The following is a 23,991-nucleotide window of genomic DNA, read 5'->3' on the forward strand; positions in this document are numbered from 1 at the left end:
CCCGGGACTGCGCTGAGCTTGTTCGGGCTACGTGCTGAATAGCAAAAGCTCGCGGCTAAAGCCCCTCCTACGGCCTGTACCTTCATGGCTGCCCCGTAACCCGTTAGCGAGGCAACCCGATAACTGCTGCTGGGTTAGGCGGCACATTGATTACGCAGCTAATGCTCAAGTCCGGCTTTGCGCCACTCACTCGCCTTGCAAACACTGTGTGTGCCTGCTCTCTGACTAGCGCGGATACAGCGGTGGCAGGGCGCTGGTGTCTTGGCTGGCGGTGCCTTCGAGGTCTTCTGCGGCGGGTAGGCTACGGATCGCCAGCCACAGGTTACGGCCCTGCCAGTGTTGGCCGCTTTCGCTGTACAGGGCGCCATTCAGGCCGTCGAGGGCGTCGGACAGCGGGGTAAAGCGCGCGGCCATATCAGCAAGGGTTTCCGGCTGTTGGCGGGCCCAGGCATCCAATGCATGGCGGGTCGCTTGCGTGTCGTTGGCCAGGCATGTGCGCTTGAGTTCGTCGAGCAGATCGCGTGGGTTGGGGCCTGCTTGCTGGTTCGGCAATACGGCCGGCTGGCGGCGGGCACGCCACCAAAGGGTAAAGCCGAGCAGGGTGGTCAGGCTCAGCAGCGCACTGCTCAACTGCCAAGGCCAGAGTTGTACGGTGGATACGCTGACGGGCACAGGTCGTGTGGTTTCAACCGCCAGCGTCTCAAGGTTCGGATTGGCGGCCACCTGCAGGGTGCGGGCTGGCAAATTGCTGCGCTCCAGTTGATCGGTTGTGGTGTTCCACCACAGCACTTCAATGGCCGGCAGGGCAATTATCCCTTCACGATTGGCCACCAAGGCTTCGCGTTCTTCGCGGCTACCTATCAGTCCGTTGTCACTGGCTTGATTGGCCAGTTGTGGCTGGTCCGGGTAGCGCCGTAGGCCGTTTACCTGGGTGGCGGGCAATGGCGGTAATTGTGCGCTGGCCAACCCTTCGGCCTTGAGCAGCAGGCTGCGGGTCAGTGAGTCGCCAACTCTCGCCTCGTCTGGTTGCGGGCTCCACACTTCACTTAGGCTCACGGCGCGCGCTGGCAGCCAGGGTGCGTCGGGCGGATAGCTGGCCGGCTTGGCCTTCACCTGCAGTGGGATTTCTGGGGACTTAACCCGCACCACCTTGCCCGGCCGGGGGCCGAATGGGTTGTAGGTATTGCTGCTGGCGCGATCAACCGCCGTGGCGGAAAAGGCTTGCGCGGGAATCAATAGCTCGCCGCTTTCTTGGGGGAAGATGGCGTAGCGCAATTCGATCACGCCATGGCGTATGCCATTGATGTCTTTCTCATAGGTGCGCGGCTCACCCAGCGGCTCAACGCGGGCCTGGGGCATCTCGAGCGGGCTCAGGCTGCTGTCATCGTAAAGTGAAACAGAGTGGTAGATCCGCAGCGTCAGCACTGTTTGCGCCTGCACGTAGACGCTTTCCTGATCCAGGCTGGCATCGATAAACACCGGGGCTAAACGGCTGTCAGCGGCGCTCGTGCCTTGCTGCACGTGCAGGGTGATCGGTGTGCTTTGCAGCTGGGCAAGTTTCAGCGGTGGTATCACCACATAGCCGCTGTGCTTGGGTTGGAGGGTGATGATCCAGCGCGTACTGGCTTGCGCGGCACTGCCATTATTGGTCAGGCGATTGACCTGGCGGGTGCCGAGCACCTCGAACAACTCATAGAGCGGCTGCAGGTCGGGTTTGCCGAATAGCGTGGTGTCCTGGGACTCAAGCGTGAGTTCGACGCTCTCGCCGGCATTCAGGCGAGTGCGGTCGACAGTGGCGTTCAGGCTCTGCGCGCTGACGTTTAGGGTCAGCAGACTAAGCAAAAGGGTACAGAGCAGTCGGCTCATTGCAGTTGTTCCTGGCGCTGTTGTTGTTCCAGCCTGAATTTACGCCGCAGCAACTCACCCGGATCGTCGGGGATCTGCCGCAGCCATTGTTCCAATGCCTGGCGACGTTCGCTGTCGAGAGTCGGTTCGGCGTTGGCGATTTGTTCTTCATTACTGTCGCCGTCGTCTTCTGCGGGCGATGCAGGCGGTTTCTCTGTGCCGTCGTCAGGGCTGGGTGGTGCGGGCTGCTTGCCCGGTTCAGCAGGTTCTTCCTGAGACTCGCCCTGGGAGGCGGGCGTTTGCTCGGACTGCTGCTGCTGCGCATTTTGTTCGGGCTGGCCAGTTTGCGGCGGCTCACTCGGCGGATTCTGCGCATCACCGGATTCTTGCGAGTCATCTGATTGATCTTGTTGCCGCTGCTTTTGCTGCAACACGCTTTCCACCAGCGCCTTGTTTTTTTGCGCCTGAGCCAGATCAGGCTGCAACTCCAGCGCCTGGGCATAGGCATCGATGGCGGCCTCCAGCTCATTACTGCGCGCCAGGGCGTTGCCACGGTTGTAGTGATCGCTGGCGGTGTCACCGTTGGCGAAACGTTCAGCAGCTGCGGCGTAATCCCCCGCCTTATAGAGCGCAAGACCTTGCCAGCGCGGGTCATTGAAGCGCTGCGCGGCCTCTGCGGGTTGTTGCGCGTCGAGCAGGCGCTGGCCTTGCTGGTCGGCACGTAGCCAGAGGTCTTCAAAGCTGAAGGCATAGCTGTTCTGCGGCAGGCCCAGCAGCAACAGCGGTAGGCACAGCAGCCAACCGCGGCGTGCGGCGCAGGCGGCGAGTAATAGCAGCGGCAGCAATAGCCAGTGGCTCTGGTCTGCCCAGGCTTGCAGGCGGGTCAGCTCGCCGTCACGGCGCACCTGTTGCGGCGCATCGAGCAGCCCGAGGTTGCGCAAGTCCTGTTCATCCAGCGTGAGGCCCTGGTAGCGGCCGCCTAGTTCACTGGCAAAACGCTTGAGGCCGAAGCTGTCCAGGCGCGGCAGTAGAATGGCTCCTTGGGCATCCTTGAGGAACGAGCCGTCCTCTTGAATGATCGGCGCGCCCTGGGTGCTGCCAATCCCGAGAATGTGCAAGCGTTCGCCACGGCGGCCGAGTGCCTGGGCGATGCCCTGGCGCTCGATTTCGCTGAGGGTGCTGGTCAGCAGCAGTAAGCGGCCGTTGCCTTGGGCGCCCTGTTCGAGCAGCTGCAGGGCCTTAAGCACGGCCAGATCGGCGCGCTTGCCGGGCTCCGGCATGATCCCCGGATTCAGCGCGTCGAGCAGGTTACGACTGGTGGACAGGTCGTCGGAAAGTGGCACCACGGTGTGCGCGCTGCCGGCATAGACGATGATGGCCGTTTGCGCATCCTGGCGCTGTTCCAGCAGATCGAGCAGTTTGCGTTTGGCCTGGGCCAGGCGATTGGGCGAGGCGTCGCTGGCGAGCATCTCCGGCGTCAGCTCAAGCAGCACCACCAGCGGGTCGGCCGGTTTGGGGTTGTGTTGTTCGATACGTTGCCAAGTCGGTCCAAGTAGCGCCAGCACGGCAAGCAACCAGACCAGGCCGAGGGCTAGCCAGGGCAGGCGGCTGTTGCGTCCACTGCCGGCTGTCAGCAGTGCCGCCTGGAAGGCGGTCGGCAGCAAGGCTTGCCAGCGCCCGCTGCGTTTTTCTCGGTGCCAGAGTTTCCACAGCAGCACGCCCAGAAGCGGGATCAGTAAGAGCCATAAGGGCCGTTGCCAGTGCGGCCAGAGGCTGCTCAGTTCGCTCATGATGCGTTACCCCCTTTGGCCAGCCACGTGTGCACGCGCTGTTGCAGCGTTGGCCAGAGCGTTTGGCTGACCAGCAGCAGGCTCAGTGCGAGGGCAAGGCCCAGTGGCCAGGGATAGAGTGGCAGTGTTGGGCGCGCCAGGGTTGGTTTTTGTGCCACCGGCTCCAGGCGGTCCAGAGTGGCTTCGATGGCTTGCAATTCGTCGCTGTCACGGGCACGGAAGTATTCGCCGCCGGTGGCATCGGCAATCGCCCGCAGGCTTGGCTCGTCCAGGTCGATGCCGGGGTTGAAGCCAAGCATGCCCAGTACGCCGCCTTGTTCAGGGTCGGCGCCGATACCGATGGGATAAATGGTGATGCCTTCCTCGGCAGCCAGGCGCGCAGCGGTCATCGGGTCAATTTCACCGCCATTGTTGGCACCGTCAGTGACAAGAATGAGCACCCGGCTTTGCGCGGGGCGTTCACGCAAACGTTTGACCGCCAGACCAATGGCGTCGCCGATGGCTGTTTGTGGGCCCGCGATATTGATTTGCGCCTCATTGAGCCAGGTGAGCACGGTTTGCCGATCAAAGGTCAGGGGGGATTGCAGGTAGGCGCGGCTGCCAAACAGGATCAAACCGACGCGATCACCCTGGCGGCCGTCGATAAAGTCGCCGAGCAGGTGTTTGATCAAGGTCAGGCGGCTGACCTCCTGGTCTTCCCAGGTCATATCCGAGTAGTCCATGGAACCGGAGACATCCACGGCCAGCAACAGGTCGCGGCCACTTGCAGGCAGCGGCAGGGGTTCACCGAGCCATTGCGGGCGGGCACAGGCGAGCAGCAGTAAGAGCCAGATCAGCACAAACGGTGCCTGTTGGCGCAAGGCCGGCAGCCGGGGGCGGGCGCGACGGCCACTGAGGCTTTCCAGTTCAGCCAGAAAGCTGACTTTCAGCGCGGCCTCGCCACTGTCCGCAGGGGGTAACCAGGCGCGCAGCAGCCAGGGCAAGGGGGCGAGAAGAAAGACCCAGGGCCAGGCAAATTCAAACATGTTTGCGAATCCAGATCGCCACGGCCTGATTAAGGCCGGCGATGGCCTTGTCATCCAGGCTGCAGTGCGGGCGATAGGCGCCTTCGACCAGAATCATCCAGCGGGTCAAGCCCGCCGCTGGGCAGCGGCTGTCGAGAAAGGCCAGCCAGGCGCGGCTGCTCAGGGTGTGGCTGTGGTTTTGTGGGTAGCGCTCACGGCATAGGCGTTTAAGGATGGCATTAAGCTGCTGTAACCAAGGGCCGGCTTCGGCACCGTCGTAGGGTTTGGGCAGTTGTTCGAGTTCGATCAGGGCGGCCTGGCGCAATGGATCGAGAGGGGCGTCGCGCTCAGCCTGCTTGGTTTTGTGCGGTAGGCGTTTGAGTAAGGTGACGGCGGCCCACAACAGCAGCGGCAGCAGCAAGGTGAGCAGCCACCAGCCCGGCGCCGGTGGCCACCAACTGATCGCCGGCGGTGCGATCAGCGGTTCGAGTTGATCCAGCGGATTCACAGAGCTTTCCTTGAGCGCTGAACATTCATGTGTTCGCGCAGCTGTTCAATCATTTCGCTTTGCGTACTCAATGGCAGCAACGGCACGCTGAGCTTCTGCGCCAGACGCTGCCAGCGTGCCTGACGAGCATCGGCCAGGCTGCGGTAGGCTTGGCGCAGTTCGGCATTCTGGGTGTCGAGTTCCAGTTGCGTACCCTGTTCGCTGAAGCGCAGCAGGCCGGCGTTGGGCAGGGCATGGTCGAGCGGATCGGAAAGCGGCAGCAGCAGCAGGTCAGTGTGCCGCGCGAGCAGTTGTAGCTGTTGCTCGCTGCTGTCGTTCAGGGTGCGTTCATCACACAGCACCACCACCAGGCTGCCCGGGCGCAGCACTTCGCGGGCGCGGCGCAGGGCCAGGCCAAAGCTGTCGCGCTCGCCTTGGCTGTCGTTACTCAGGGCTTGGTTGGCTTTAGCCAGGCGGCTGAGCAGTTGCAGCAGGCTCTGCTTGCTGCGCCGCGGTTTGACTTCGTGGTGTTCCTGATCACCGAACACCAGGCCGCCGATGCGGTCGTTATGGCCCAGCGCCGCCCAGCCAATCAGGCTAGCCGCCTGGGCGGCGAGGACCGATTTAAGCATCAGCCCGGAGCCGAAGAACAATTGCCGGCTTTGCTCGACCATGATGTAGATCGGTCGCTCGCGCTCTTCATGGAACAGCTTGGTGTGCGGCTCCTGGGTCCGAGCGGTCACGCGCCAGTCGATGGTGCGCACATCGTCGCCGGGTTGATAAACGCGCACCTGGTCAAAGTCGACCCCGCGGCCACGTAGCTTGGAATGGTGCAGGCCAATCAGTGGGCTGCGCTGCGCCGGGGTGGAAAACAGCTGCACTTCACGCACACGGTGGCGCATCTCGATCAGTTCACCGAGGCTGACGCGAATGCCGGGCTGCGTGGGTTGCTCAAACATGGCGCTTAGGCGACCGCCACAACGTCGAGAATGCGCTGCACCACGCGGTCCTGGTCGATGCCGGCGGCTTCTGCCTCGAACGAGAGAATGATGCGGTGACGCAAGACGTCGAACAGCACGGCCTGGATATCTTCCGGGCTGACAAAATCCCGACCGGCCAGCCAGGCGTGCGCCCGAGCACAGCGATCCAGGGCAATCGAGCCGCGCGGGCTGGCGCCGTAGGCAATCCATTCAGCCAGTTCCGGGTCGAATTTGGCCGGGGTGCGCGAGGCCATCACCAGTTGCACCAAATACTCTTCCACCGCATCGGCCATATACAGGCCGAGGATTTCCTGGCGCGCGGCAAAGATTGCCTGTTGACTGACCAGCTGCTCGGGCTTGGTTTCGCCATTGAGCGCTTCGCCACGGGCCTGGGCGAGGATCTTGCGTTCGACGCTGGCGTCGGGGAAACCGATCTTCACGTGCATCAAAAAGCGGTCGAGTTGGGCTTCGGGCAGTGGATAGGTGCCTTCTTGCTCGATCGGATTTTGCGTGGCCATCACCAGAAACAGCGGCGACAGGTTATAGGTGCTGCGTCCGACGCTGACCTGGCGTTCGGCCATGGCCTCGAGCAGTGCCGATTGCACCTTGGCTGGCGCCCGGTTGATCTCATCGGCCAGCACCAGGTTGTGGAAGATTGGCCCCTGCTGGAACACAAAACTGCCTGTTTCCGGGCGGTAGATCTCGGTGCCGGTGATGTCGGCCGGGAGCAGGTCCGGGGTGAACTGAATACGGTGGAATTCGGCTTCAATGCCTTCAGCCAGTTCCTTGATCGCCTTGGTTTTGGCGAGCCCAGGTGCGCCCTCAACCAGCATATGGCCATCAGCGAGCAAGGCAATCAGCAGCCTTTCGATGAGTTTTTCCTGGCCGAGGATCTGGCTTGAAAGAAAATGTCGCAGCGCGATAAGCGCTTCACGGTGTTCCATCGTTAAGCTCATCCGGCAAATGTGACCAGCGAGTCTTGAGTCTCGCCAGAGTTAAGTGGCAGCCACTTTAATGCAATCGCGGCCTCCTAGACTAACGTTGAACAACAAGGTTGTGGCGAAGATCCTTTTCGCGGCTGCCCCTGATCGAATAACAAGCCAAATGGAGCACACCCATGGCGTTCTTTACGGCGGCCAGCAAAGCCGATTTTCAGCACCACCTGCAAACGGCCCTGGCACAGCACGTCAGCGAACAGGCTCTGCCACAAGTAGCCCTGTTCGCCGAGCAATTCTTCGGCATCATCGCCCTTGAGGAGCTGACCCAACGTCGCCTCTCTGATCTGGTCGGCTGCACGTTATCGTCCTGGCGGTTGCTGGAGCGTTTTGCACCGAGCAAGCCAGAGGTGCGGGTCTTTAACCCCGATTATGAGAAACACGGCTGGCAGTCCACGCACACCGCGGTGGAAATTCTGCACAGCGATATTCCCTTCCTGGTCGACTCGGTACGCATGGAGCTCAACCGTCGCGGTTACAGCATCCACACCTTGCAGAACAGCGTGTTCAGCGTGCGCCGCAACAAGAGTGGTGAGCTGCAGGAAATTCTGCCTAAAGGTGCTCAAGGCAAGGACGTGCAGCAAGAAGCGCTGATGTTCCTGGAGATTGACCGTTGCTCCAGTAACGGCGAGCTGAAAGTCCTGGAAAAAGCCCTGCGCGAGGTATTCGCTGATGTGCGCCTGAGTGTGGCGGATTTCCAGCCAATGAAGGACAAGGCCAAGGAGCTGCGCGCCTGGCTGGATAAGGCCAAGCTCAAGGTTGAAGGCGCTGAGCTGGAAGAGGTCAAGGTGTTTATGAGCTGGTTGCTCGACGACCACTTCACCTTCCTCGGTTATGAAGAGTTCACCGTTGCCGACAGTGTTGATGGCGGCAGCATTGTCTATGACGAAAAGTCCCTGCTGGGACTGTCCAAACGCCTGCGCAGCGGGCTGACGGCCGAAGATACGCACATCGAGCCGGAGGCGGTCTGCTACCTGCGTGAAGCGCAGTTGCTGTCGTTTGCCAAGGCGGCGGTGCCGAGCCGCGTGCACCGCCCGGCGTATCCGGATTTGGTGTCGATTCGTGAGCTGGACAGCACCGGCAAGGTCATTAAGGAATGCCGCTTTATGGGCCTCTACACCTCATCGGTGTATGCCGAGAGCGTGTGGAACATCCCCTATATCCGCCGCAAAATTGCAGTCATCGAGCAGCGCTCGGGCTTTGATAGCAGCGCTCACCTGGGCAAAGAGCTGGCTCAGGTGCTGGAAGTGCTGCCGCGTGATGACTTGTTCCAAACCTCGGTGGATGAGCTGTTCAACACCACTTTGGCGATCGTGCAGATTCAGGAGCGCAACAAGATTCGCGTCTTCCTGCGCCGCGATCCTTACGGTCGTTTCTGCTACTGCCTGGCCTATGTACCGCGTGATGTGTACTCCACCGAGACCCGGGTAAAAATCCAGCAAGTGCTGATGGATCGCCTGCAGGGGATTGATTGCGAGTTCTGGACCTTCTTCTCCGAGTCGGTGCTGGCGCGGGTGCAGTTTATTCTCAAGGTCGACCCGAAAAACCGTGTGCAAATCGACCCTGTGCGCCTGGAAAAAGAAGTCATCCAGGCCTGCCGTTCGTGGAAGGACGATTACACCAGCCTGATGGTCGAGAGCCTCGGCGAGGCTCAGGGCACTGAAGTGCTCAGCGAGTTCCCGGATGGCTTCCCGGCGGGCTACCGTGAGCGTTTCGCCCCACATTCGGCGGTGGTGGACATGCAGCACCTGCTCAGCCTGAACAGCGAGCGTCAGTTGGTGATGAGCTTCTACCAGCCGCTGACCCAGGGCGAGCAGCAGTTGCACTGCAAGCTCTACCACGCCGATACGCCGCTGCCGCTGTCAGACGTGCTGCCGATCCTGGAAAACCTCGGCCTGCGCGTTTTGGGTGAGTTCCCTTACAAGCTGCGCCGCGCCGATGGCCGCGAGTTCTGGATTCACGATTTTGCCTTTACCTATGCCGAAGGCCTGGATGTCGACATCCAGCAGCTCAACGACACCCTGCAAGACGCCTTCGTTAAAATCGTTGGCAGCGCGGCGGAGAACGACGGCTTCAACCGTCTGGTGCTGATGGCCGCCATGCCGTGGCGTGATGTGGCACTGCTGCGCGCCTACGCGCGTTACCTCAAGCAGATTCGCCTGGGCTTTGACCTCAGCTACATCGCCAGCACCTTGGTCAACCATGCGGATATCGCCAAGGAACTGGTACGCCTGTTTAAAACGCGCTTTTATCTGGCGCGCAAGCTGACTGCAGAAGACCTGGAAGACAAACAACAGAAGCTTGAGCAGGCGATTCTCGCCGCGTTGGATGATGTTGCGGTGCTTAACGAAGACCGCATCCTGCGTCGCTACCTGGACCTGATCAAAGCCACCCTGCGCACCAACTTCTACCAGACCGATGCGGCCGGGCAGAACAAGCCCTACTTCAGCTTCAAGCTGAATCCGCGCGCGATTCCGGATATTCCACGGCCAACGCCGAAGTTCGAAATCTTCGTCTATTCGCCGCGGGTTGAAGGCGTGCACCTGCGCTTTGGCGATGTCGCCCGTGGCGGCCTGCGTTGGTCGGACCGCGAGGAAGACTTCCGCACCGAGGTGCTGGGCCTGGTCAAGGCGCAGCAGGTGAAGAACGCAGTGATCGTACCGATGGGCGCCAAAGGCGGCTTTGTACCACGCCGTCTGCCGCTGGGTGGTTCGCGCGATGACGTGTTGGCGGAGGGCATTGCCTGCTACCGCATCTTCATCAGCGGGCTGTTGGATATCACCGACAACCTCAAAGAGGGTGTCGTGGTGCCGCCGCAGAATGTGGTGCGCCACGACGGTGACGATCCTTATTTGGTGGTGGCCGCCGACAAAGGCACCGCGACCTTCTCCGACATCGCCAACGGTATTGCTGCCGATTATGGCTTCTGGCTGGACGATGCATTCGCCTCGGGTGGTTCGGCGGGTTACGACCACAAAGGCATGGGCATTACCGCTAAAGGCGCGTGGGTCTCGGTGCAGCGGCACTTCCGTGAGCGCGGCATTGATGTGCAGAAAGACCACGTCACGGTCATCGGTATCGGCGACATGGCCGGCGACGTATTCGGCAACGGCCTGCTGCTCTCGGAAAGCCTGCAGCTGGTCGCCGCCTTTAACCATATGCATATCTTCATTGACCCGAACCCAGACGCCGCCAAGAGCTTTGTCGAGCGTCAGCGCCTGTTTGATCTGCCGCGCTCCAGCTGGACCGACTATGACGCCAAGCTGATCTCGGACGGCGGCGGGATCTTCCTGCGCAGCGCCAAGAGCATCCCGATCAGTGCACAGATGAAAGAGCGCTTCGACATCAGTGCCGACAAGCTGGCACCGACCGAGCTGCTCAATGCCCTGCTCAAAGCCCCGGTGGATTTGCTGTGGAATGGCGGTATCGGCACCTACGTTAAATCCAGCAAAGAAAGCCACGCCGATGTCGGCGACAAGGCCAACGACCTGCTGCGTGTAGATGGCCGCGAACTGCGCGCCAAGGTGGTGGGCGAGGGCGGTAACCTCGGCATGACCCAGCTGGGTCGCGTTGAATACGGTCTCAATGGCGGTAAGAGCAACACCGACTTTATCGACAACGCCGGTGGTGTGGACTGCTCCGACCACGAAGTGAATATCAAGATTCTGCTCGGCGAAATCGTTGCTGCGGGCGATATGACCGGCAAGCAGCGCAACAAGCTGATGGTGGAAATGACCGATGCCGTCGGTGGCCTGGTGTTGGGCAACAACTACAAGCAGACCCAGGCATTGTCGCTGGCCGAACGCCGTGCCCGTGAGCGCGTGGGTGAATACAAACGCCTGATGTCGGCACTAGAAGCTGCAGGCAAACTGGACCGCGCCCTGGAGTTTCTGCCCTCTGATGATGAACTCAACGAGCGCGCCGCCAATGGGTTGGGTCTGACCCGCCCAGAATTGTCGGTGCTGATCTCCTACAGCAAGATCGACCTCAAGGAGTCGCTGCTCAAATCCCTGGTGCCGGATGACGAGTACCTGGCGCGGGAAATGGAAACTGCCTTCCCGCCCTTGTTGGCGGAGAAGTTTGGCGAGCCGATGCGTCGTCATCGCCTCAAGCGCGAAATCGTTAGCACGCAGATCGCCAACGATCTGGTTAACCATATGGGCATCACCTTCGTGCAGCGCTTGAAGGAGTCCACAGGCATGAGCGCGGCTAATGTCGCTGGCGCGTATGTGATTGTGCGTGACCTGTTCCGTCTGCCGCACTGGTGGCAGCAGATTGAAGCGCTGGACTCCAAGGTGCCCGCCGAGTTGCAACTGCAATTGATGGATGAGCTGATGCGCTTGGGCCGCCGCGCTACCCGCTGGTTCTTGCGTAACCGCCGTAATGACCTGGATGCGGCGCGAGATGTGGCGCATTTCGCACCGCGTATCGAGGCCTTGGTCGGCCGCTTGGACGAACTGCTTGAAGGCCCAGCCCGTGAACAGTGGCTGGCGCGCTTCCAAGCCTATGTCGAAGCCGGCGTGCCGGAAGAGCTGGCGCGCGTGGTTGCGGGCACCAGTCATCTGTACACCCTGTTGCCGATCATCGAAGCGTCGGATGTGACAGCGCAGGAGCCGGCTCGGGTTGCGGCGGCATACTTCGCCATCGGTGGCGCGCTGGAGCTGTCTTGGTATCTGCAGCAGATCACCAGCCTGCCGGTGGAAAACAACTGGCAAGCGCTGGCCCGTGAGGCTTTCCGCGATGACCTCGACTGGCAGCAACGCGCTATCACCGTGTCGGTACTGCAAATGGCCGAAGGCCCTGCGGATATCGAAGAGCGGGTTGGCGTATGGCTGGATCAGCACCGCCGTCTGGTGGATCGTTGGAAGCTCATGCTAGGCGAGCTGCGCGCAGCCACCAACACCGATTACGCCATGTATGCCGTGGCCAATCGTGAGTTGATGGACTTGGCGCAAAACGCTTAAAAGCGATCGGCGCAGGCCTTGCCTGTGCTGCTCCTGTCCCAATAAAAAGCCCCGTCTAGTGCGGGGCTTTTTATTGCTGATGGTTAAGTGACAACGGCAGAATTCAGTCGTCGAAATCCATCCAGCCGCCCATCTCCTTCCAACGATTGACGATGCCGCAGTACAGCTCGGCTGTCTTCTCGGTGTCGTAGCGAGCCGAGTGGGCTTCCTTACCATCGAAATCGATGCCTGCCGCCTGGCACGCTTTAGCTAGCACGGTTTGGCCATAAGCCAGGCCGGCCATGGTGGCGGTGTCGAAGCTGGAGAACGGGTGAAACGGATTACGCTTGATCCCGGTACGCGCCACGGCAGCATTGAGGAAGCCCAGGTCGAAGCTGCTGTTATGGCCGACCAGAATCGCCCGTTTGCAGCTATTGGCTTTCAGCGATTTACGCAGGCTGCGGAAGATTTCCGTCAGTGCGTGTTCTTCCGTGACGGCCATGCGCAGCGGATGATCAAGTTTGATCCCGGTGAAATCCAGTGCGGCTTGTTCGATGTTCGCACCTTCAAACGGCTCAACACGGAAAAACTGGGTGTGCTCCGGATAGAGGAAGCCGCCTTCGTCCATGCCAATGGTGGTGGCAGCAATTTCCAGCAGGGCATCGGTGGCGCAGTTAAAACCACCGGTTTCCACATCTACGACTACCGGCAGGTAGCCACGAAAGCGTGCGGCCATCGGGTGGCGCGGGCCTGAGTGGCTGTTGCTCTCGGGCTCGTCGTCATACAGGTCTTCACTCACGCGTGGTTCTCCAGCAAACGCCAGCGCAGGGTTTCACCGGCGCGCAGGGGGATTACGATTTGCTCGCCCAGGGGCAAGCTGTCAGGGGCCGTCCAGTCTTCACGGACCAGGGTGATGCTGTCGCTGTTGCGCGGCAGGCCGTAGAAGTCCGGGCCGTTGAGGCTGGCGAAGGCTTCCAGCTTATCCAGTGCATTGCGCTGCTCGAAGGCTTCGGCATACAGCTCAATCGCCGCATAGGCGCTGTAGCACCCGGCGCAGCCGCAGGCGGCTTCCTTGGCGTGTTTGGCGTGGGGCGCCGAATCTGTACCGAGGAAGAACTTGGCGCTGCCACTGGTGGCCGCATCCAGCAGCGCTTCCTGATGGCTGTTGCGCTTAAGGACTGGCAGGCAAAACAGGTGCGGACGGATACCGCCAACCAGCATGTGATTGCGGTTGTACAGCAGGTGATGGGCGGTGATGGTGGCGCCAACGTTGGCCGAAGCACCTTGCACGAACTCCACCGCATCGCGGGTGGTGATGTGCTCGAACACCACTTTCAGCGTCGGGAAACGCTCGACTACGCGACTGAGGTGTTCACCGATAAAGATTTTTTCGCGGTCGAAAATGTCGATCTCGCTGCGTGTCACTTCACCGTGCACCAGCAGCGGCATACCCACTTCGGCCATGGTTTCAAGCACCGGGAAAATCGTGTCGATGCTGGTCACGCCGGAATCGGAGTTGGTGGTCGCGCCGGCCGGGTAGAGCTTGGCGGCATGCACAAAGCCTGAAGCCATTGCGCTGCGGATATCAGCAGGCTGGGTCAGGTCGGTGAGGTAGAGCACCATCAGCGGTTGAAAATTACTGCCGGCTGGGCGAGCGCTGAGAATGCGCTGGCGGTAGGCATCGGCTTCGCTGGCATTGCGCACGGGCGGCACCAGGTTAGGCATGATGATGGCACGGCCAAAGGTACGGGCTACATCGGCGACGGTGTGCGGTAGCACGCTACCGTCACGCAGGTGGATGTGCCAGTCGTCAGGACGCAGCAGGGTAAGGCGGTCAGTCATGGAAGCTTCCAGGCGGGCAAAACGTGGCGAGAATGCTACCGGAAAAGCCCCTCGGCAGCACGTTGAAAGCGGGCTCATCGGGCAAAGCTGACTGGCGGCCGAGCGGCACTGCGCAGCCGCGTGTACACCCGGCATGCTGATCCGCTCAAGTTTTGCGCGTTGGCACCGATAGAAAAGGGGTAAGCCGTATTCACTGGAGTCTGTCGTGCGACCCTACCCACTCGCGGTGCTGTGCCTGCTGGCCAGCCAGCCAGTTCTTGCCATCAGCTTCCAGACCCGTCTGGAGAAGGTTGAGTGGCAGGTCGAAGGCGATCAGTTTGAGTGCCGTCTTGCGCAACCCATCACCGATTTCGGCTCCGGGGTGTTCGTGCGGCGTGCGGGGGAGCAGGTAACCTTTAGCCTGAAAGCCCGCGAGCGTTGGCTGGGCCGTGGTAATGCGACCTTGCTGGCGGCTGCCGCGCCTTGGCAGCCAGGGCGCGGCGACATCAACCTCGGTTCTGTCAGCGTGGCGAATGCTGAGGTGTTGTTTAATAGTTCTCAGGAGCAGGGCGCGCGCTTGCTCACCGGCTTGCTTGAAGGGCGCAGCCCCTTGGTGCGCCATCGTGCGGCCATGGGCGGTGATGTGGTTGAAGTGCGCCTGCTGCCGGCCAAATTCAACAAAGCCTACAACGAGTATCTGGGTTGCACGGCTAAGTTGCTGCCGGTGAACTTTGATCAAGTGCGCAAAAGCCTGGTGGGCTTTCCCGGTGGCGGTGTCGAGCTTGAACCGCTGGCACAGGCCAAGCTGGATATCATCCTCAGCTATCTCAAGGCCGACCCCAGCGTTAATCGCATCCAGCTCGATGGTCATGCCGATAACAGTGGCAACCGCCTGACCAATCGCGACCTGTCGCGCCGTCGTGCGCTGGCGGTGATGGAGTATCTCAAGGCCAATGGTATTCCGGCCGAGCAGATCACCCTGCGCTTCCACGGTGAGCGTTACCCGCTGGCGCCAAATAATAAGGAAGTCAACCGGGCCAAAAATCGCCGGGTCAGTATCTTCCTTGACCGTGTCCCGGAAGCCGCTACGCCGCCGGTTCCGGCTGCTGCACCGGCCGATCCTGCGGCGACTTCTTAGCCCCTGCGACTAACCTGCTGTCCAACAATAAACCGTCGCCTGGTCGTCACAAGCTGTCACGCCTCTGTAAATCAGCCGGCATGGGCAGTAGAATCACGGGTTTCCCGCACAACCCCGTGGAGTTGATGGCATGGCCGACGTAAACAAGGTAGTCCTGGCATATTCCGGTGGCCTGGACACTTCCGTGATCCTCAAGTGGCTGCAAGATACCTATAACTGCGAAGTGGTGACTTTCACCGCTGACCTCGGCCAAGGTGAGGAAGTCGAGCCGGCCCGCGCCAAGGCTCAGGCCATGGGCGTCAAGGAAATCTACATCGATGACTTGCGCGAAGAATTCGTTCGCGACTTCGTCTACCCGATGTTCCGTGCCAATACCGTCTACGAAGGCGAGTACCTGCTGGGCACCTCTATTGCGCGTCCGTTGATCGCCAAACGCTTGATCGAGATCGCCAACGAGACCGGCGCTGATGCCATCTCCCACGGTGCGACCGGCAAGGGTAACGACCAGGTGCGTTTCGAACTGGGTGCCTACGCACTCAAGCCCGGCGTGAAAGTCATCGCCCCTTGGCGCGAGTGGGACCTGCTGTCGCGCGAGAAGCTGATGGACTACGCCGAGAAGCACGCTATCCCGATTGAGCGTCACGGCAAGAAGAAGTCGCCGTACTCCATGGATGCCAACCTGCTGCACATCTCCTATGAAGGCGGCGTGCTGGAAGACACCTGGACCGAGCACGAAGAAGACATGTGGAAGTGGACGGTCTCCCCTGAGGCTGCGCCAGATCAAGCGACCTACATCGAGCTGACCTACCGCAAGGGCGACATCGTTGCCATCGACGGCAAGGAAATGAGCCCAGCCACCGTGCTGGCCGAACTGAACCGTATCGGCGGTGCAAATGGCATCGGTCGTCTGGATATCGTCGAGAACCGTTTCGTCGGTATGAAGTCCCGTGGCTGCTACGAGACCCCCGGCGGCACCATCATGCTCAAGGGCCATCGCGCCATTGAGTCGATCACCCTGGATCGCGAAGTCGCTCACCTGAAAGACGAGCTGATGCCCAAGTACGCCAGCCTGATCTACAACGGTTTCTGGTGGAGCCCAGAGCGTCTGATGCTGCAACAGATGATCGACGCCTCCCAGGCCAACGTGAACGGCGTGGTACGCATGAAGCTGTACAAGGGCAACGTGATCATCACTGGTCGCAAGTCCGATGATTCGCTGTTTGATGCCAATATCGCCACCTTCGAAGAAGATGGTGGCGCCTATAATCAGCAGGACGCAGCCGGCTTTATCAAGCTTAACGCCCTGCGTATGCGCATTGCTGCCGGCAAAGGGCGCAAGATGCTCTGATAAACCTGAGCACCTGAGCCTGAACAGACCCCGGCCATAAGCCGGGGTTTGCATTTTTACGATGAGGAGACACCTGATGAGACTGCTGCATACCATGCTGCGCGTCGGCGATATGGACAAATCCATCGCGTTCTACACCGAGGTACTGGGCATGACCCTGCTGCGGCGTAAGGACTACCCGGAAGGGCAATTCACCCTGGCGTTTGTCGGTTACGGCGACGAGGCGCACAACAGCGTGATCGAACTGACCCATAACTGGGGTGTAGACAGTTACGAGTTGGGCACCGGCTATGGCCACATCGCCCTGGAAGTGGCCGATGTGTACAAGGCCTGCGAAGACATTCGCGCCCGCGGTGGCAAGATCACCCGTGAGCCTGGCCCGATGAAGCACGGCAGCAGCATCCTAGCCTTCGTTGAAGATCCGGATGGCTACAAGATCGAACTGCTGTCGCCATCGCGCGCGGATTGATCGTTACGCGCGTATAAGAAAAAGCCCCGCATCGTAGCGGGGCTTTTTTATTTGTACTTACAGATCAAAGTCGTATTCAGAAAGCTGCCTGTTCAGGCGGCGCTCATCCAAGAGATTATCGATGATGCGGCGTTTGGTCAGGTTAGTTTTGGCCACCTCAATCGGCGCCTCGGCTTCATCAGCATCATCGGCCACAAAATCTTCGTCGAGCTCAAGATCTTCTTTATCAGTGCTCATTTGTCTCACTCCAGGCTACAAGGGCCATTTGCGCACCTTATAGCGGCAAAAGCGGAGTGGGTAAAAAAGTTTTTTTCAATCGACTCATTGAGTGGCTGAATAGCTGCTCAATCGTCAGAGGTCTTTTGCTTGTATTCGCACAGATCTTCGATGCGGCAACTGCCACAACGCGGTTTGCGCGCCTGACACACATAGCGGCCATGCAGGATCAGCCAGTGGTGTGAATCGAGCAGAAATTCCTTGGGTACAAACTTCATCAGCTTGTTTTCCACCTCCACGACATTCTTGCCAGGGGCGATGCCGGTGCGGTTGCTGACGCGGAAAATATGCGTGTCCACCGCCATGGCTAGCTGGCGAAACGCCGTGTTAAGCACCACGTTGGCGGTCTTGCGGCCGACGCCCGGCAAGGCTTCAAGTTCCTCGCGAGTTTCCGGCACCTGGCTGCCGTGCCGCTCAATCAGCAGGCGGCAGGTTTCAATCACGTTTTTGGCTTTGCTGTTGTACAGGCCGATGGTCTTGATGTATTCGCTCAGGCCCTCAACGCCCAGGGCATAGATGGCTTCTGGTGTATTGGCCACTGGGAAGAGCTTGGCTGTGGCCTTGTTGACGCTGACATCAGTGGCTTGGGCCGAGAGCGTGACGGCAATCAGCAGCTCGAAGGGTGAGTTGTAGGCCAGCTCGGTTTTTGGCTCGGGATTGTCTTCGTGCAGGCGGCGGAAGATCTCCAGGCGTTTGGCAGCGTTCACTCAATCACTCCGGTTACCCGTACGCGGCGGCTCTGCACGGGCACTTCGACCTGTTGCGCCTTGGCCCGTTCGGCCAGGACTTCATCGACGCGGTTTTTGCAGGCAATCAGCAGACCGAGCACGATAAATGCGCCAGGCGGCAGGATGGCCAGGAGGAAGCCTTTGTATTCGGGGATCAGGGTGAGCTGCCAGTTGGCGGCCAGCGGGCCGAACAACAAATGCATATTGGCAAATACCGCACCGGTACCAAACAGCTCGCGCAGCGCGCCGATCATCACTAATACGATGCCAAAACCCAGGCCCATCATCAGGCCGTCATAGGCGGCGCGAGCCGGGTCGTTTTTCGCCGCAAAGCCATCCGCGCGCCCGAGAATCACGCAATTGGTGGTGATCAGCGGAATAAAGATGCCGAGTATCTGGTACAGCTCGTAGGTGAAGGCCTGCATCAGCAGCTCAATGCAGGTGGTCAGGGCCGCGATGATCATCACAAAGGCCGGCAGACGCACGGCGGTATTGACCACGCCGCGCACCAGTGAAACCGCTGTGCCTGAACAAATCAGCACCAGGGCGCTTGCCAGTGCCAGGCCTAGGGCGTTGACCGCCGAGTTGCTCACCCCTAGCAGCGGGCAGAGGCCGAGCAGTTGCACCAGGGCCGGGTTGTTCTTCCACAGGCCGTTGAGGGTGATTTCGCGGTAGCTGGGACTAGCCATTGGACTTCACCTGGGCTGCGAACAGCTGTTGCTGATTGGCATCGAAATACTGCAGGGCTTTGTGCACGGCTTTGACCACGGCGCGCGGGGTGATGGTGGCGCCGGCAAACTGGTCGAATGCGCCGCGATCTTTCTTCACTGCCCAGCCATCCTCTGCGGGGTTGCTCAATGATCTGCCATCAAAGCTGCGTATCCAGCTGCTCTTAGCCAGCTCTATTTTGTCGCCAAGCCCTGGAGTTTCCCGGTGATTGAGCACGCGCACGCCAGCCAAGCGGCCATCCGCCTGAATGCCAATCAGCAATTGGATCGCGCCACTGTAGCCGTCTGGCGCGGTCGCGCGGAGGATGATGGCGCTGGGTTTACCGTCTTTCAGGGCGATGTAGGCGGTTTGTAGCGACTTGCTGCCGAGCAACGGGTCGTGCAGCTGGATACTATTGTCGAGCAAATGATTGTCATAGCTGCCCTGGGGCAGGATTTCACTCAGGGCGCGCACCTGCGCTTCGCGCTCGGCGTTGGCGATGCGCCCGGCAGTGGCTTGCTGCAATACCGCTACCAGCCCCACGGTGGCAATGGCAAAAAGCCCCAGCACCAGGCTGTTTTTCAGCATCGAACGGCTAATTTCAGGCAGGGCCATGGTCACTCTCCCAGCTTGAAGCCGCGTGTCGGCTTGCGGTGGCCGTAGGTGCGCGGCCGTGTGTAGTAGTCGATGGTCGGGGCGGCCAAATTCATCAGCAACACGGCAAAGGCGATCGCGTCCGGGTAACCGCCCCAGGCGCGAATCACATACACCAACACGCCGACACCTATGCCGAAAATCAAGCGGCCGAGGTTACTGGTGGCGCCGCTGACGGGGTCGGTGACGATAAAGAAGGCGCCGAGCATGGTCGCGCCGGTGAGCAGGTGAAACAGCGGGGAACCGTGCGAGTCGGAGCCTGAGCCGTTCCAAAACAGCAGGCTCATCAGCGCTAGAGCAGCGAGCATGCCGACGGGGGCATGCCAGGTGAACAGGCGTTTGTGCAGCAGGTACAGACCGCCCGCGAGGAAGGCTAAGTTAACCGCTTCGCTGCCTGCGCCGCCAAATCGGCCGAACGCCGGGTTCTGCGTCCACAGCTCGTCTATGGTCAGACTTTTATTGATCTTCAAGGCGTCCAGCGCAGTGGCTTGGGCCCAGCCATCGGGCAGATTGGCGATGCCGAGAATCTGTTGCAGGCCTTCGAGCATGCCCACTGCATGGGGGGCTGGCCAGCTGGTCATTTCTACTGGGAAAGACACCAGTACCACGACGTAGCCGAGCATGGCCGGGTTGAAGGGGTTTTGCCCAAGGCCGCCATACAGCTGCTTGCCTAAAATCACCGCAAAGCCGGTGGCCACCAGGGTTAGCCACCAAGGGGAGTAAGGCGGCAGCGCTAGGGCCAGCAGCACGGCCGTGACCAGTACGCTGTAGTCCTTGAGGAAGAACACCACTGGGCGTTTGCGCAAGGCCAGGATGGCCGCCTCGAAGCCCAGGGCGCATGCGCTGGCCCACAGCAGGTTAATCAAGGTGCCGATACCAAACAGCCAGGTCATGACCAGGATGCCCGGTACGGCAGCCAGCAGCACCTGCAGCATCACTTGCTGGGTGCGGTTGTTGCCCTTAGCGTGGGGCGAGGTGATGCGGGGCAGGGCCATGAGTGCTCCGGTTGAACAAGCTGTTGTAGGGTGGGTTAGCCGTGTAGCGACCTAACTCACCGACTGGCCGCGTGGTCAGCGGTTATGGCAGCCTGGCTGCCTTTGGTGGGTTACGCCTGGGGCTAACCCACCCTACGAATTTATGGTGTTTGCTGTTTCAGCAATTGTTGTTCGGCATCCGCCAAACGCTGCCGGGCCGCGGCGAGCACATCCGCTGCGCTGTTGTCGTCACGCTCCAGTTTGCGCAGGTCGGCGCGGGCAAAGGCGACTTCGGTTTTCAGTGCACGGGTGGCTTCGTCAATCGGCTTTTTGTCGGTACGCACTAATTCCGGTGCCGGCTTGCCGGACGCCGCTTCAGCTGCGTGCAGCGCTTGCTCCGCCTGGGTCAATGCTTCGCGCAAACTGTTGAGGGTGGCCTCGTCGCGCTCGGCTTTCTCAGCTTTCTTTAGCTCCGCGCGTTTCATGGCCAACTCGACTTTGGCCTTTTTCAGCGGGTCGACGGTTGTGGCTTCTGTGTTTTTAGCGTGGGCAGCAGTGGCTTGGGCTTCAAGGCCCGCCAGCAGCGTTTGCGCAGCGTCGAGTTGGCTGCGCAGTTGTTGCAGTTCGGCCTGTTGCTCGTCGCTCGGCGCTTCGAGTTTTTCCAGCTTGCGCACCTGGGCGCGGAGCATGGCAGCGTCGATCTTGGCTTTCTTCAGTGCGCTATCGTCGGGCGCGGCTTGTGCTGCGGGCGCGGCAGGCGCTGGTGCCTCGGCTTGCAGGCTAGCCAGCAATGTCTGCGCGGCGTCGAGTTGGCTGCGCAGTTGTTGCAGTTCGGCCTGTTGCTCGCCGCTTGGTGCTTCGAGTTTTTCCAGCTTGCGCACTTGGGCGCGGAGCATGGCGGCGTCGATCTTGGCTTTTTTCAGTGCGCTGTCGTCGGCTACGGGGGCTGCGGCTGCCACAGGTGCTGGGGGATTGGCTGCCAGCGCGGTATCCAGTGCCAGTTGTGCGGCAGCGGCAGCGCTGCGTAGCGCGTCGACCTGGGTTTGCAATTCGCTTGTGGCGTGGGTGGCCAGCTGCTTTTCGGCTTTCTTCAGCGCCACCTGCGCCATGCTGGCTTCGATCTTCAGTTTCTTCTGTTCGTCGCTCAGGCCCGCTGGTTTGGTGGCAGGTGCATCGCTGCCTCCTGCGGGGGCGGCTTGAGCCTGGGCGGCCTTGGCTTGCGCGGCTTTAGCGGCGCGGGCCTGGCGGTCGGCTTCTTTTTGCTCTTCGGCGCGGCGCAGGCGCTCTTGGCGCAGTTCGAAACGCTGCTTGGACTGTTCGGCCTTCAGCTGTTTCTGCTCAAGGTCGCGAATTTCGCCTTTGGCGGCGCGGTAGTACTGCACCAGGGGGATGCTCGACGGGCAGACATAGGCGCAAGCGCCGCATTCGATGCAGTCGAACAGGTTATGTGCCTTGAGCTGCTCGTGTTCCTGACCGATGGCGAAGAAGTGCAGCTGTTGCGGCAGCAAGCTGGCCGGGCAGGCTTCGGCGCATTCGCCGCAACGGATGCACGGCATGGCCGGCGGCGGTGGCGGCAGCTCGGCGCTGGTCGAGGCCAACAGGCAGTTGGTGGTTTTGATCACGGGTACGGCGAAGTCGGGCAGGGTAAAACCCATCATAGGGCCGCCCATGATCAGGCGGTTCAGCTTGGCTTTGTCCAGCCCGGCAAACGTCAGCAGTTCACCGACGGGGGTGCCGAGCAGCACCTCGACGTTCATCGGCCGCGCCAGTGCTTCGCCAGTCAGGGTGGTGATGCGCGAGATCAGCGGTTTGCCCAGCTGCACGGCATCGTGGATCGCCACACAGGTGCCGACGTTCTGGCAGAGCATGCCGATATCCGCCGGTAGGCCGCCGCTGGGCACTTCCACGCCGGTGAGGATCTGGATTAGCTGCTTCTCGCCGCCCGAGGGGTACTTGGTCGGGAATACCTTGAGCTGATAGCTGCGCTCGGCCAACGCCGCGCGCATGGCGGCGATGGCTTCGGGTTTGTTGTCCTCAATGCCGATCACCACCCCATCTGGGTTGATCAGCTGCACCAGAATGTCGATCCCGGAGACCAGTTCGCTGGCGCGCTCGCGCATCAGCAGGTCATCGGCGGTGATGTAGGGCTCGCACTCGGTGCCGTTGATGATCAGCGTGTGAATTTTCTGCGTTGGCCGCGCATTGACTTTGACGGCCGTAGGAAAACCCGCACCACCGAGGCCGCTGATGCCGGCCTGGCGAATCAACTCAACCAGGGCGCTGTGTTCCAGGTGGCGATAGTCCGGGCATGGCGTCAGTTCGCACCACTGCTCCAGGCCGTCGCTGTCGATCACGATGGCCGGGGCGAGCATGCCGGATACGTGCGGGTAAGGCTGCGGGCCGATAAAACTCACGGTGCCAGAGGTGGGCGCATGCACGGGCACACTGACAAAACCATTGGCAGCGGCAATCAGCTGACCTTTCAGTACGCGCTCACCGACGGCGACAACCGGCTCGGCCGGCGCGCCGATATGCTGGTTCAGCGGCAGTGTTAGGCGCTTGGCCAGCGGTGCTTGCTGGATCGGCGTGCGGTTGGACAGCGCTTTGCGCTCGGCCGGGTGAATGCCGCCGGGGATATCCCAGATACGTTGTTGTGCGGTCATGCTGCTTGCTCCCGGTCACTGGCAATCAGTTGGCCGGGGGGCAGGGGTTTTTCCCATTTCCAGCTTTGTACGCTGCTGCCCACTTCGAGCATGTCGATGCAATCCACCGGGCAGGGCTCGACGCACAGGTCGCAGCCGGTGCATTCGCTGACGATCACGGTGTGCATCTGCTTGGCCGCGCCGACAATGGCGTCCACCGGGCAGGCCTGAATGCACTTGGTGCAGCCGATGCATTCGGCTTCGCGGATGTAGGCGACCATCTGCGGTTTTTCGCCTTCCACGGCGTCCAGTGGCTCGGCTTCAACATCGAGCAGATCCGCCAGCGCTTGGATGGTTGATTCGCCGCCCGGCGGGCATTTATTGATCTTGTCGCCGCCGGCAATCGCCTCGGCGTAGGGCTTACAGCCGGGGTAGCCGCACTGGCCGCACTGGGTTTGTGGCAGCAAGGCGTTGATTTGTTCGGCAATCGGGTTGCCTTCGACCTTGAAGCGTACGGCTGCGAAGCCAAGAATGGCGCCGGCCACCAAGCACAGGGCGAGCAATGCCAGAACGGCGATCAGCACCAGGCTCATAGCTTGATCAGCCCGCTAAAGCCCATAAAGGCCAGGGACATCAGCCCGGCGGTGATCATGCCGATGGCCGCGCCCTGGAAGGACTTCGGCACGTCGGCAATGGCAATGCGCTCACGCATGGCGGCAAACAACACCAGCACCAGGGAGAAGCCCAGGCCGGCGGCGAAGCCATTGGCGGTGGCGGTGATAAAGGTGAATTCGGCCTTGTTGGCGTTGAGCAGGGCTACGCCGAGGACAATGCAGTTGGTGGTGATCAGCGGCAGGAAGATGCCCAGCACGCGGTACAGCAAGGGGCTGGTCTTGTTCACCACCATCTCGGTGAACTGCACCACCACGGCAATCACCAGAATAAAACTGATGGTGCGCAGGTATTCGATATCCAGCGGCTTGAGCACGTACTGCTGCACCAGATAACTGCACATAGCAGCCAGGGTCAGCACGAAAGTGGTGGCCAGGGACAGGCCGATGGCGGTCTCGATTTTCTTCGAAACCCCCATAAATGGGCACAGGCCGAGAAACTGGACCAACACGAAGTTGTTAACCAGGATGGCGCTGACCATGATCAAGGCGAGTTCGGTCATTGCAGGTTCCGTTAA

Annotated in this window: 20 protein-coding genes; 4 read left to right on the plus strand and 16 right to left on the minus strand. The window is 60.8% G+C overall.

What is annotated here, in order from left to right:
• Positions 1-225: 225 nt before the first annotated feature.
• Genes N1078_RS09620 through N1078_RS09645 form a run of 6 tightly spaced genes read right to left on the minus strand, consistent with a single transcriptional unit; the run spans position 226 to position 7,050 of the window.
• A complete protein-coding gene (locus N1078_RS09620) occupies positions 226-1,866 on the minus strand; it encodes a BatD family protein (RefSeq protein ID WP_274087946.1) in 1,641 nt (546 codons plus the stop codon).
• Positions 1,863-3,635 carry a VWA domain-containing protein gene (locus N1078_RS09625; protein WP_443218101.1) on the minus strand — a complete coding sequence of 591 codons (1,773 nt, stop codon included), beginning with the start codon at positions 3,633-3,635 and terminating at the stop codon, positions 1,863-1,865. The genes N1078_RS09620 and N1078_RS09625 overlap by 4 nt, the downstream gene beginning before the upstream one ends.
• Positions 3,632-4,660 carry a vWA domain-containing protein gene (locus tag N1078_RS09630; protein ID WP_274087947.1) on the minus strand — a complete coding sequence of 343 codons (1,029 nt, stop codon included), beginning with the start codon at positions 4,658-4,660 and terminating at the stop codon, positions 3,632-3,634. The genes N1078_RS09625 and N1078_RS09630 overlap by 4 nt, the downstream gene beginning before the upstream one ends.
• Positions 4,653-5,147 (minus strand): DUF4381 domain-containing protein, encoded by a 495-nt coding sequence (locus N1078_RS09635; RefSeq protein WP_274087948.1) that lies wholly within the window; start codon positions 5,145-5,147, stop codon positions 4,653-4,655. Before N1078_RS09635 ends, N1078_RS09630 begins: the two co-directional genes overlap by 8 nt.
• Positions 5,144-6,085, minus strand: a complete 942-nt coding sequence (locus N1078_RS09640; protein ID WP_274087949.1) for a DUF58 domain-containing protein — start codon at positions 6,083-6,085, stop codon at positions 5,144-5,146. The genes N1078_RS09635 and N1078_RS09640 overlap by 4 nt, the downstream gene beginning before the upstream one ends.
• 5 nt (positions 6,086-6,090) lie before the next feature.
• Complete coding sequence (locus N1078_RS09645) at positions 6,091-7,050, minus strand: AAA family ATPase (RefSeq protein ID WP_274087950.1); 960 nt, start codon at positions 7,048-7,050, stop codon at positions 6,091-6,093.
• Between the two features lie 173 nt (positions 7,051-7,223).
• Here N1078_RS09645 and N1078_RS09650 point away from each other — a divergent pair, with 173 nt between their 5' ends.
• Positions 7,224-12,065, plus strand: coding sequence for an NAD-glutamate dehydrogenase (locus tag N1078_RS09650; protein WP_274087951.1), 4,842 nt, complete (start codon positions 7,224-7,226; stop codon positions 12,063-12,065).
• A gap of 103 nt (positions 12,066-12,168) precedes the next feature.
• On the opposite strand, the gene rnt is transcribed toward N1078_RS09650, so the two are convergent.
• Positions 12,169-12,843, minus strand: coding sequence for a ribonuclease T (rnt, locus tag N1078_RS09655; RefSeq protein WP_274087952.1), 675 nt, complete (start codon positions 12,841-12,843; stop codon positions 12,169-12,171).
• Positions 12,840-13,886 (minus strand): dihydroorotase, encoded by a 1,047-nt coding sequence (gene pyrC, locus N1078_RS09660; RefSeq protein ID WP_274087953.1) that lies wholly within the window; start codon positions 13,884-13,886, stop codon positions 12,840-12,842. The genes rnt and pyrC overlap by 4 nt, the downstream gene beginning before the upstream one ends.
• A 205-nt stretch (positions 13,887-14,091) precedes the next feature.
• Here pyrC and N1078_RS09665 point away from each other — a divergent pair, with 205 nt between their 5' ends.
• The 3 genes from N1078_RS09665 (at position 14,092) to gloA (ending at position 16,820) form a co-directional block, all read left to right on the plus strand.
• Positions 14,092-15,003: a flagellar protein MotY gene (locus N1078_RS09665; RefSeq protein ID WP_274087954.1), complete on the plus strand. Its 912-nt coding sequence runs from the start codon at positions 14,092-14,094 to the stop codon at positions 15,001-15,003.
• A gap of 130 nt (positions 15,004-15,133) precedes the next feature.
• Positions 15,134-16,351 carry an argininosuccinate synthase gene (locus N1078_RS09670; protein ID WP_274087955.1) on the plus strand — a complete coding sequence of 406 codons (1,218 nt, stop codon included), beginning with the start codon at positions 15,134-15,136 and terminating at the stop codon, positions 16,349-16,351.
• A gap of 76 nt (positions 16,352-16,427) precedes the next feature.
• Positions 16,428-16,820: a lactoylglutathione lyase gene (gloA, locus tag N1078_RS09675; protein ID WP_274087956.1), complete on the plus strand. Its 393-nt coding sequence runs from the start codon at positions 16,428-16,430 to the stop codon at positions 16,818-16,820.
• Positions 16,821-16,877: 57 nt separating this feature from the next.
• Here the strand turns inward: gloA and N1078_RS09680 are convergent, their stop codons facing one another.
• The 8 genes from N1078_RS09680 to rsxA form a co-directional block, all read right to left on the minus strand.
• Positions 16,878-17,057 (minus strand): PA3496 family putative envelope integrity protein, encoded by a 180-nt coding sequence (locus tag N1078_RS09680; protein WP_274087957.1) that lies wholly within the window; start codon positions 17,055-17,057, stop codon positions 16,878-16,880.
• Positions 17,058-17,164: 107 nt separating this feature from the next.
• Positions 17,165-17,803 carry an endonuclease III gene (nth, locus tag N1078_RS09685; RefSeq protein ID WP_274087958.1) on the minus strand — a complete coding sequence of 213 codons (639 nt, stop codon included), beginning with the start codon at positions 17,801-17,803 and terminating at the stop codon, positions 17,165-17,167.
• A complete protein-coding gene (locus tag N1078_RS09690; RefSeq protein WP_274087959.1) occupies positions 17,800-18,513 on the minus strand; it encodes an electron transport complex subunit E in 714 nt (237 codons plus the stop codon). Before N1078_RS09690 ends, nth begins: the two co-directional genes overlap by 4 nt.
• The gene (gene rsxG / locus N1078_RS09695; RefSeq protein ID WP_274087960.1) at positions 18,506-19,147 is read right to left on the minus strand and encodes an electron transport complex subunit RsxG; all 642 of its coding nucleotides are present in this window, start codon (positions 19,145-19,147) and stop codon (positions 18,506-18,508) included. The genes N1078_RS09690 and rsxG overlap by 8 nt, the downstream gene beginning before the upstream one ends.
• Positions 19,148-19,149: 2 nt before the next feature.
• Positions 19,150-20,181, minus strand: a complete 1,032-nt coding sequence (locus N1078_RS09700; protein ID WP_274087961.1) for an RnfABCDGE type electron transport complex subunit D — start codon at positions 20,179-20,181, stop codon at positions 19,150-19,152.
• A 140-nt stretch (positions 20,182-20,321) separates the two neighbouring features.
• Entirely contained in the window at positions 20,322-22,823 is a 2,502-nt protein-coding gene (gene rsxC, locus N1078_RS09705) for an electron transport complex subunit RsxC (RefSeq protein WP_274087962.1), read from the minus strand.
• A complete protein-coding gene (gene rsxB / locus N1078_RS09710; protein WP_274087963.1) occupies positions 22,820-23,395 on the minus strand; it encodes an electron transport complex subunit RsxB in 576 nt (191 codons plus the stop codon). Before rsxB ends, rsxC begins: the two co-directional genes overlap by 4 nt.
• Positions 23,392-23,976: an electron transport complex subunit RsxA gene (gene rsxA, locus N1078_RS09715; RefSeq protein WP_274087964.1), complete on the minus strand. Its 585-nt coding sequence runs from the start codon at positions 23,974-23,976 to the stop codon at positions 23,392-23,394. The genes rsxB and rsxA overlap by 4 nt, the downstream gene beginning before the upstream one ends.
• Positions 23,977-23,991 lie beyond the last annotated feature (15 nt).

It is taken from the genome of Pseudomonas sp. MIL19, assembly GCF_028680365.1.
Taxonomy (GTDB): Bacteria; Pseudomonadota; Gammaproteobacteria; order Pseudomonadales; family Pseudomonadaceae; genus Aquipseudomonas; species Aquipseudomonas spirodelae.

What these genes read in the sequence shown, in the direction of transcription:
- N1078_RS09620 (WP_274087946.1), bottom strand. Translation starts at nt 1,866, where the DNA reads ATGAGCCGACTGCTCTGTACCCTTTTGCTTAGTCTGCTGACCCTAAAC.
- N1078_RS09625 (WP_443218101.1), bottom strand. Translation starts at nt 3,635, where the DNA reads ATGAGCGAACTGAGCAGCCTCTGGCCGCACTGGCAACGGCCCTTATGG.
- N1078_RS09630 (WP_274087947.1), bottom strand. Translation starts at nt 4,660, where the DNA reads ATGTTTGAATTTGCCTGGCCCTGGGTCTTTCTTCTCGCCCCCTTGCCC.
- N1078_RS09640 (WP_274087949.1), bottom strand. Translation starts at nt 6,085, where the DNA reads ATGTTTGAGCAACCCACGCAGCCCGGCATTCGCGTCAGCCTCGGTGAA.
- N1078_RS09645 (WP_274087950.1), bottom strand. Translation starts at nt 7,050, where the DNA reads ATGGAACACCGTGAAGCGCTTATCGCGCTGCGACATTTTCTTTCAAGC.
- N1078_RS09650 (WP_274087951.1), top strand. Translation starts at nt 7,224, where the DNA reads ATGGCGTTCTTTACGGCGGCCAGCAAAGCCGATTTTCAGCACCACCTG.
- pyrC (WP_274087953.1), bottom strand. Translation starts at nt 13,886, where the DNA reads ATGACTGACCGCCTTACCCTGCTGCGTCCTGACGACTGGCACATCCAC.
- N1078_RS09670 (WP_274087955.1), top strand. Translation starts at nt 15,134, where the DNA reads ATGGCCGACGTAAACAAGGTAGTCCTGGCATATTCCGGTGGCCTGGAC.
- gloA (WP_274087956.1), top strand. Translation starts at nt 16,428, where the DNA reads ATGAGACTGCTGCATACCATGCTGCGCGTCGGCGATATGGACAAATCC.
- N1078_RS09680 (WP_274087957.1), bottom strand. Translation starts at nt 17,057, where the DNA reads ATGAGCACTGATAAAGAAGATCTTGAGCTCGACGAAGATTTTGTGGCC.
- N1078_RS09690 (WP_274087959.1), bottom strand. Translation starts at nt 18,513, where the DNA reads ATGGCTAGTCCCAGCTACCGCGAAATCACCCTCAACGGCCTGTGGAAG.
- rsxG (WP_274087960.1), bottom strand. Translation starts at nt 19,147, where the DNA reads ATGGCCCTGCCTGAAATTAGCCGTTCGATGCTGAAAAACAGCCTGGTG.
- N1078_RS09700 (WP_274087961.1), bottom strand. Translation starts at nt 20,181, where the DNA reads ATGGCCCTGCCCCGCATCACCTCGCCCCACGCTAAGGGCAACAACCGC.
- rsxC (WP_274087962.1), bottom strand. Translation starts at nt 22,823, where the DNA reads ATGACCGCACAACAACGTATCTGGGATATCCCCGGCGGCATTCACCCG.
- rsxB (WP_274087963.1), bottom strand. Translation starts at nt 23,395, where the DNA reads ATGAGCCTGGTGCTGATCGCCGTTCTGGCATTGCTCGCCCTGTGCTTG.
- rsxA (WP_274087964.1), bottom strand. Translation starts at nt 23,976, where the DNA reads ATGACCGAACTCGCCTTGATCATGGTCAGCGCCATCCTGGTTAACAAC.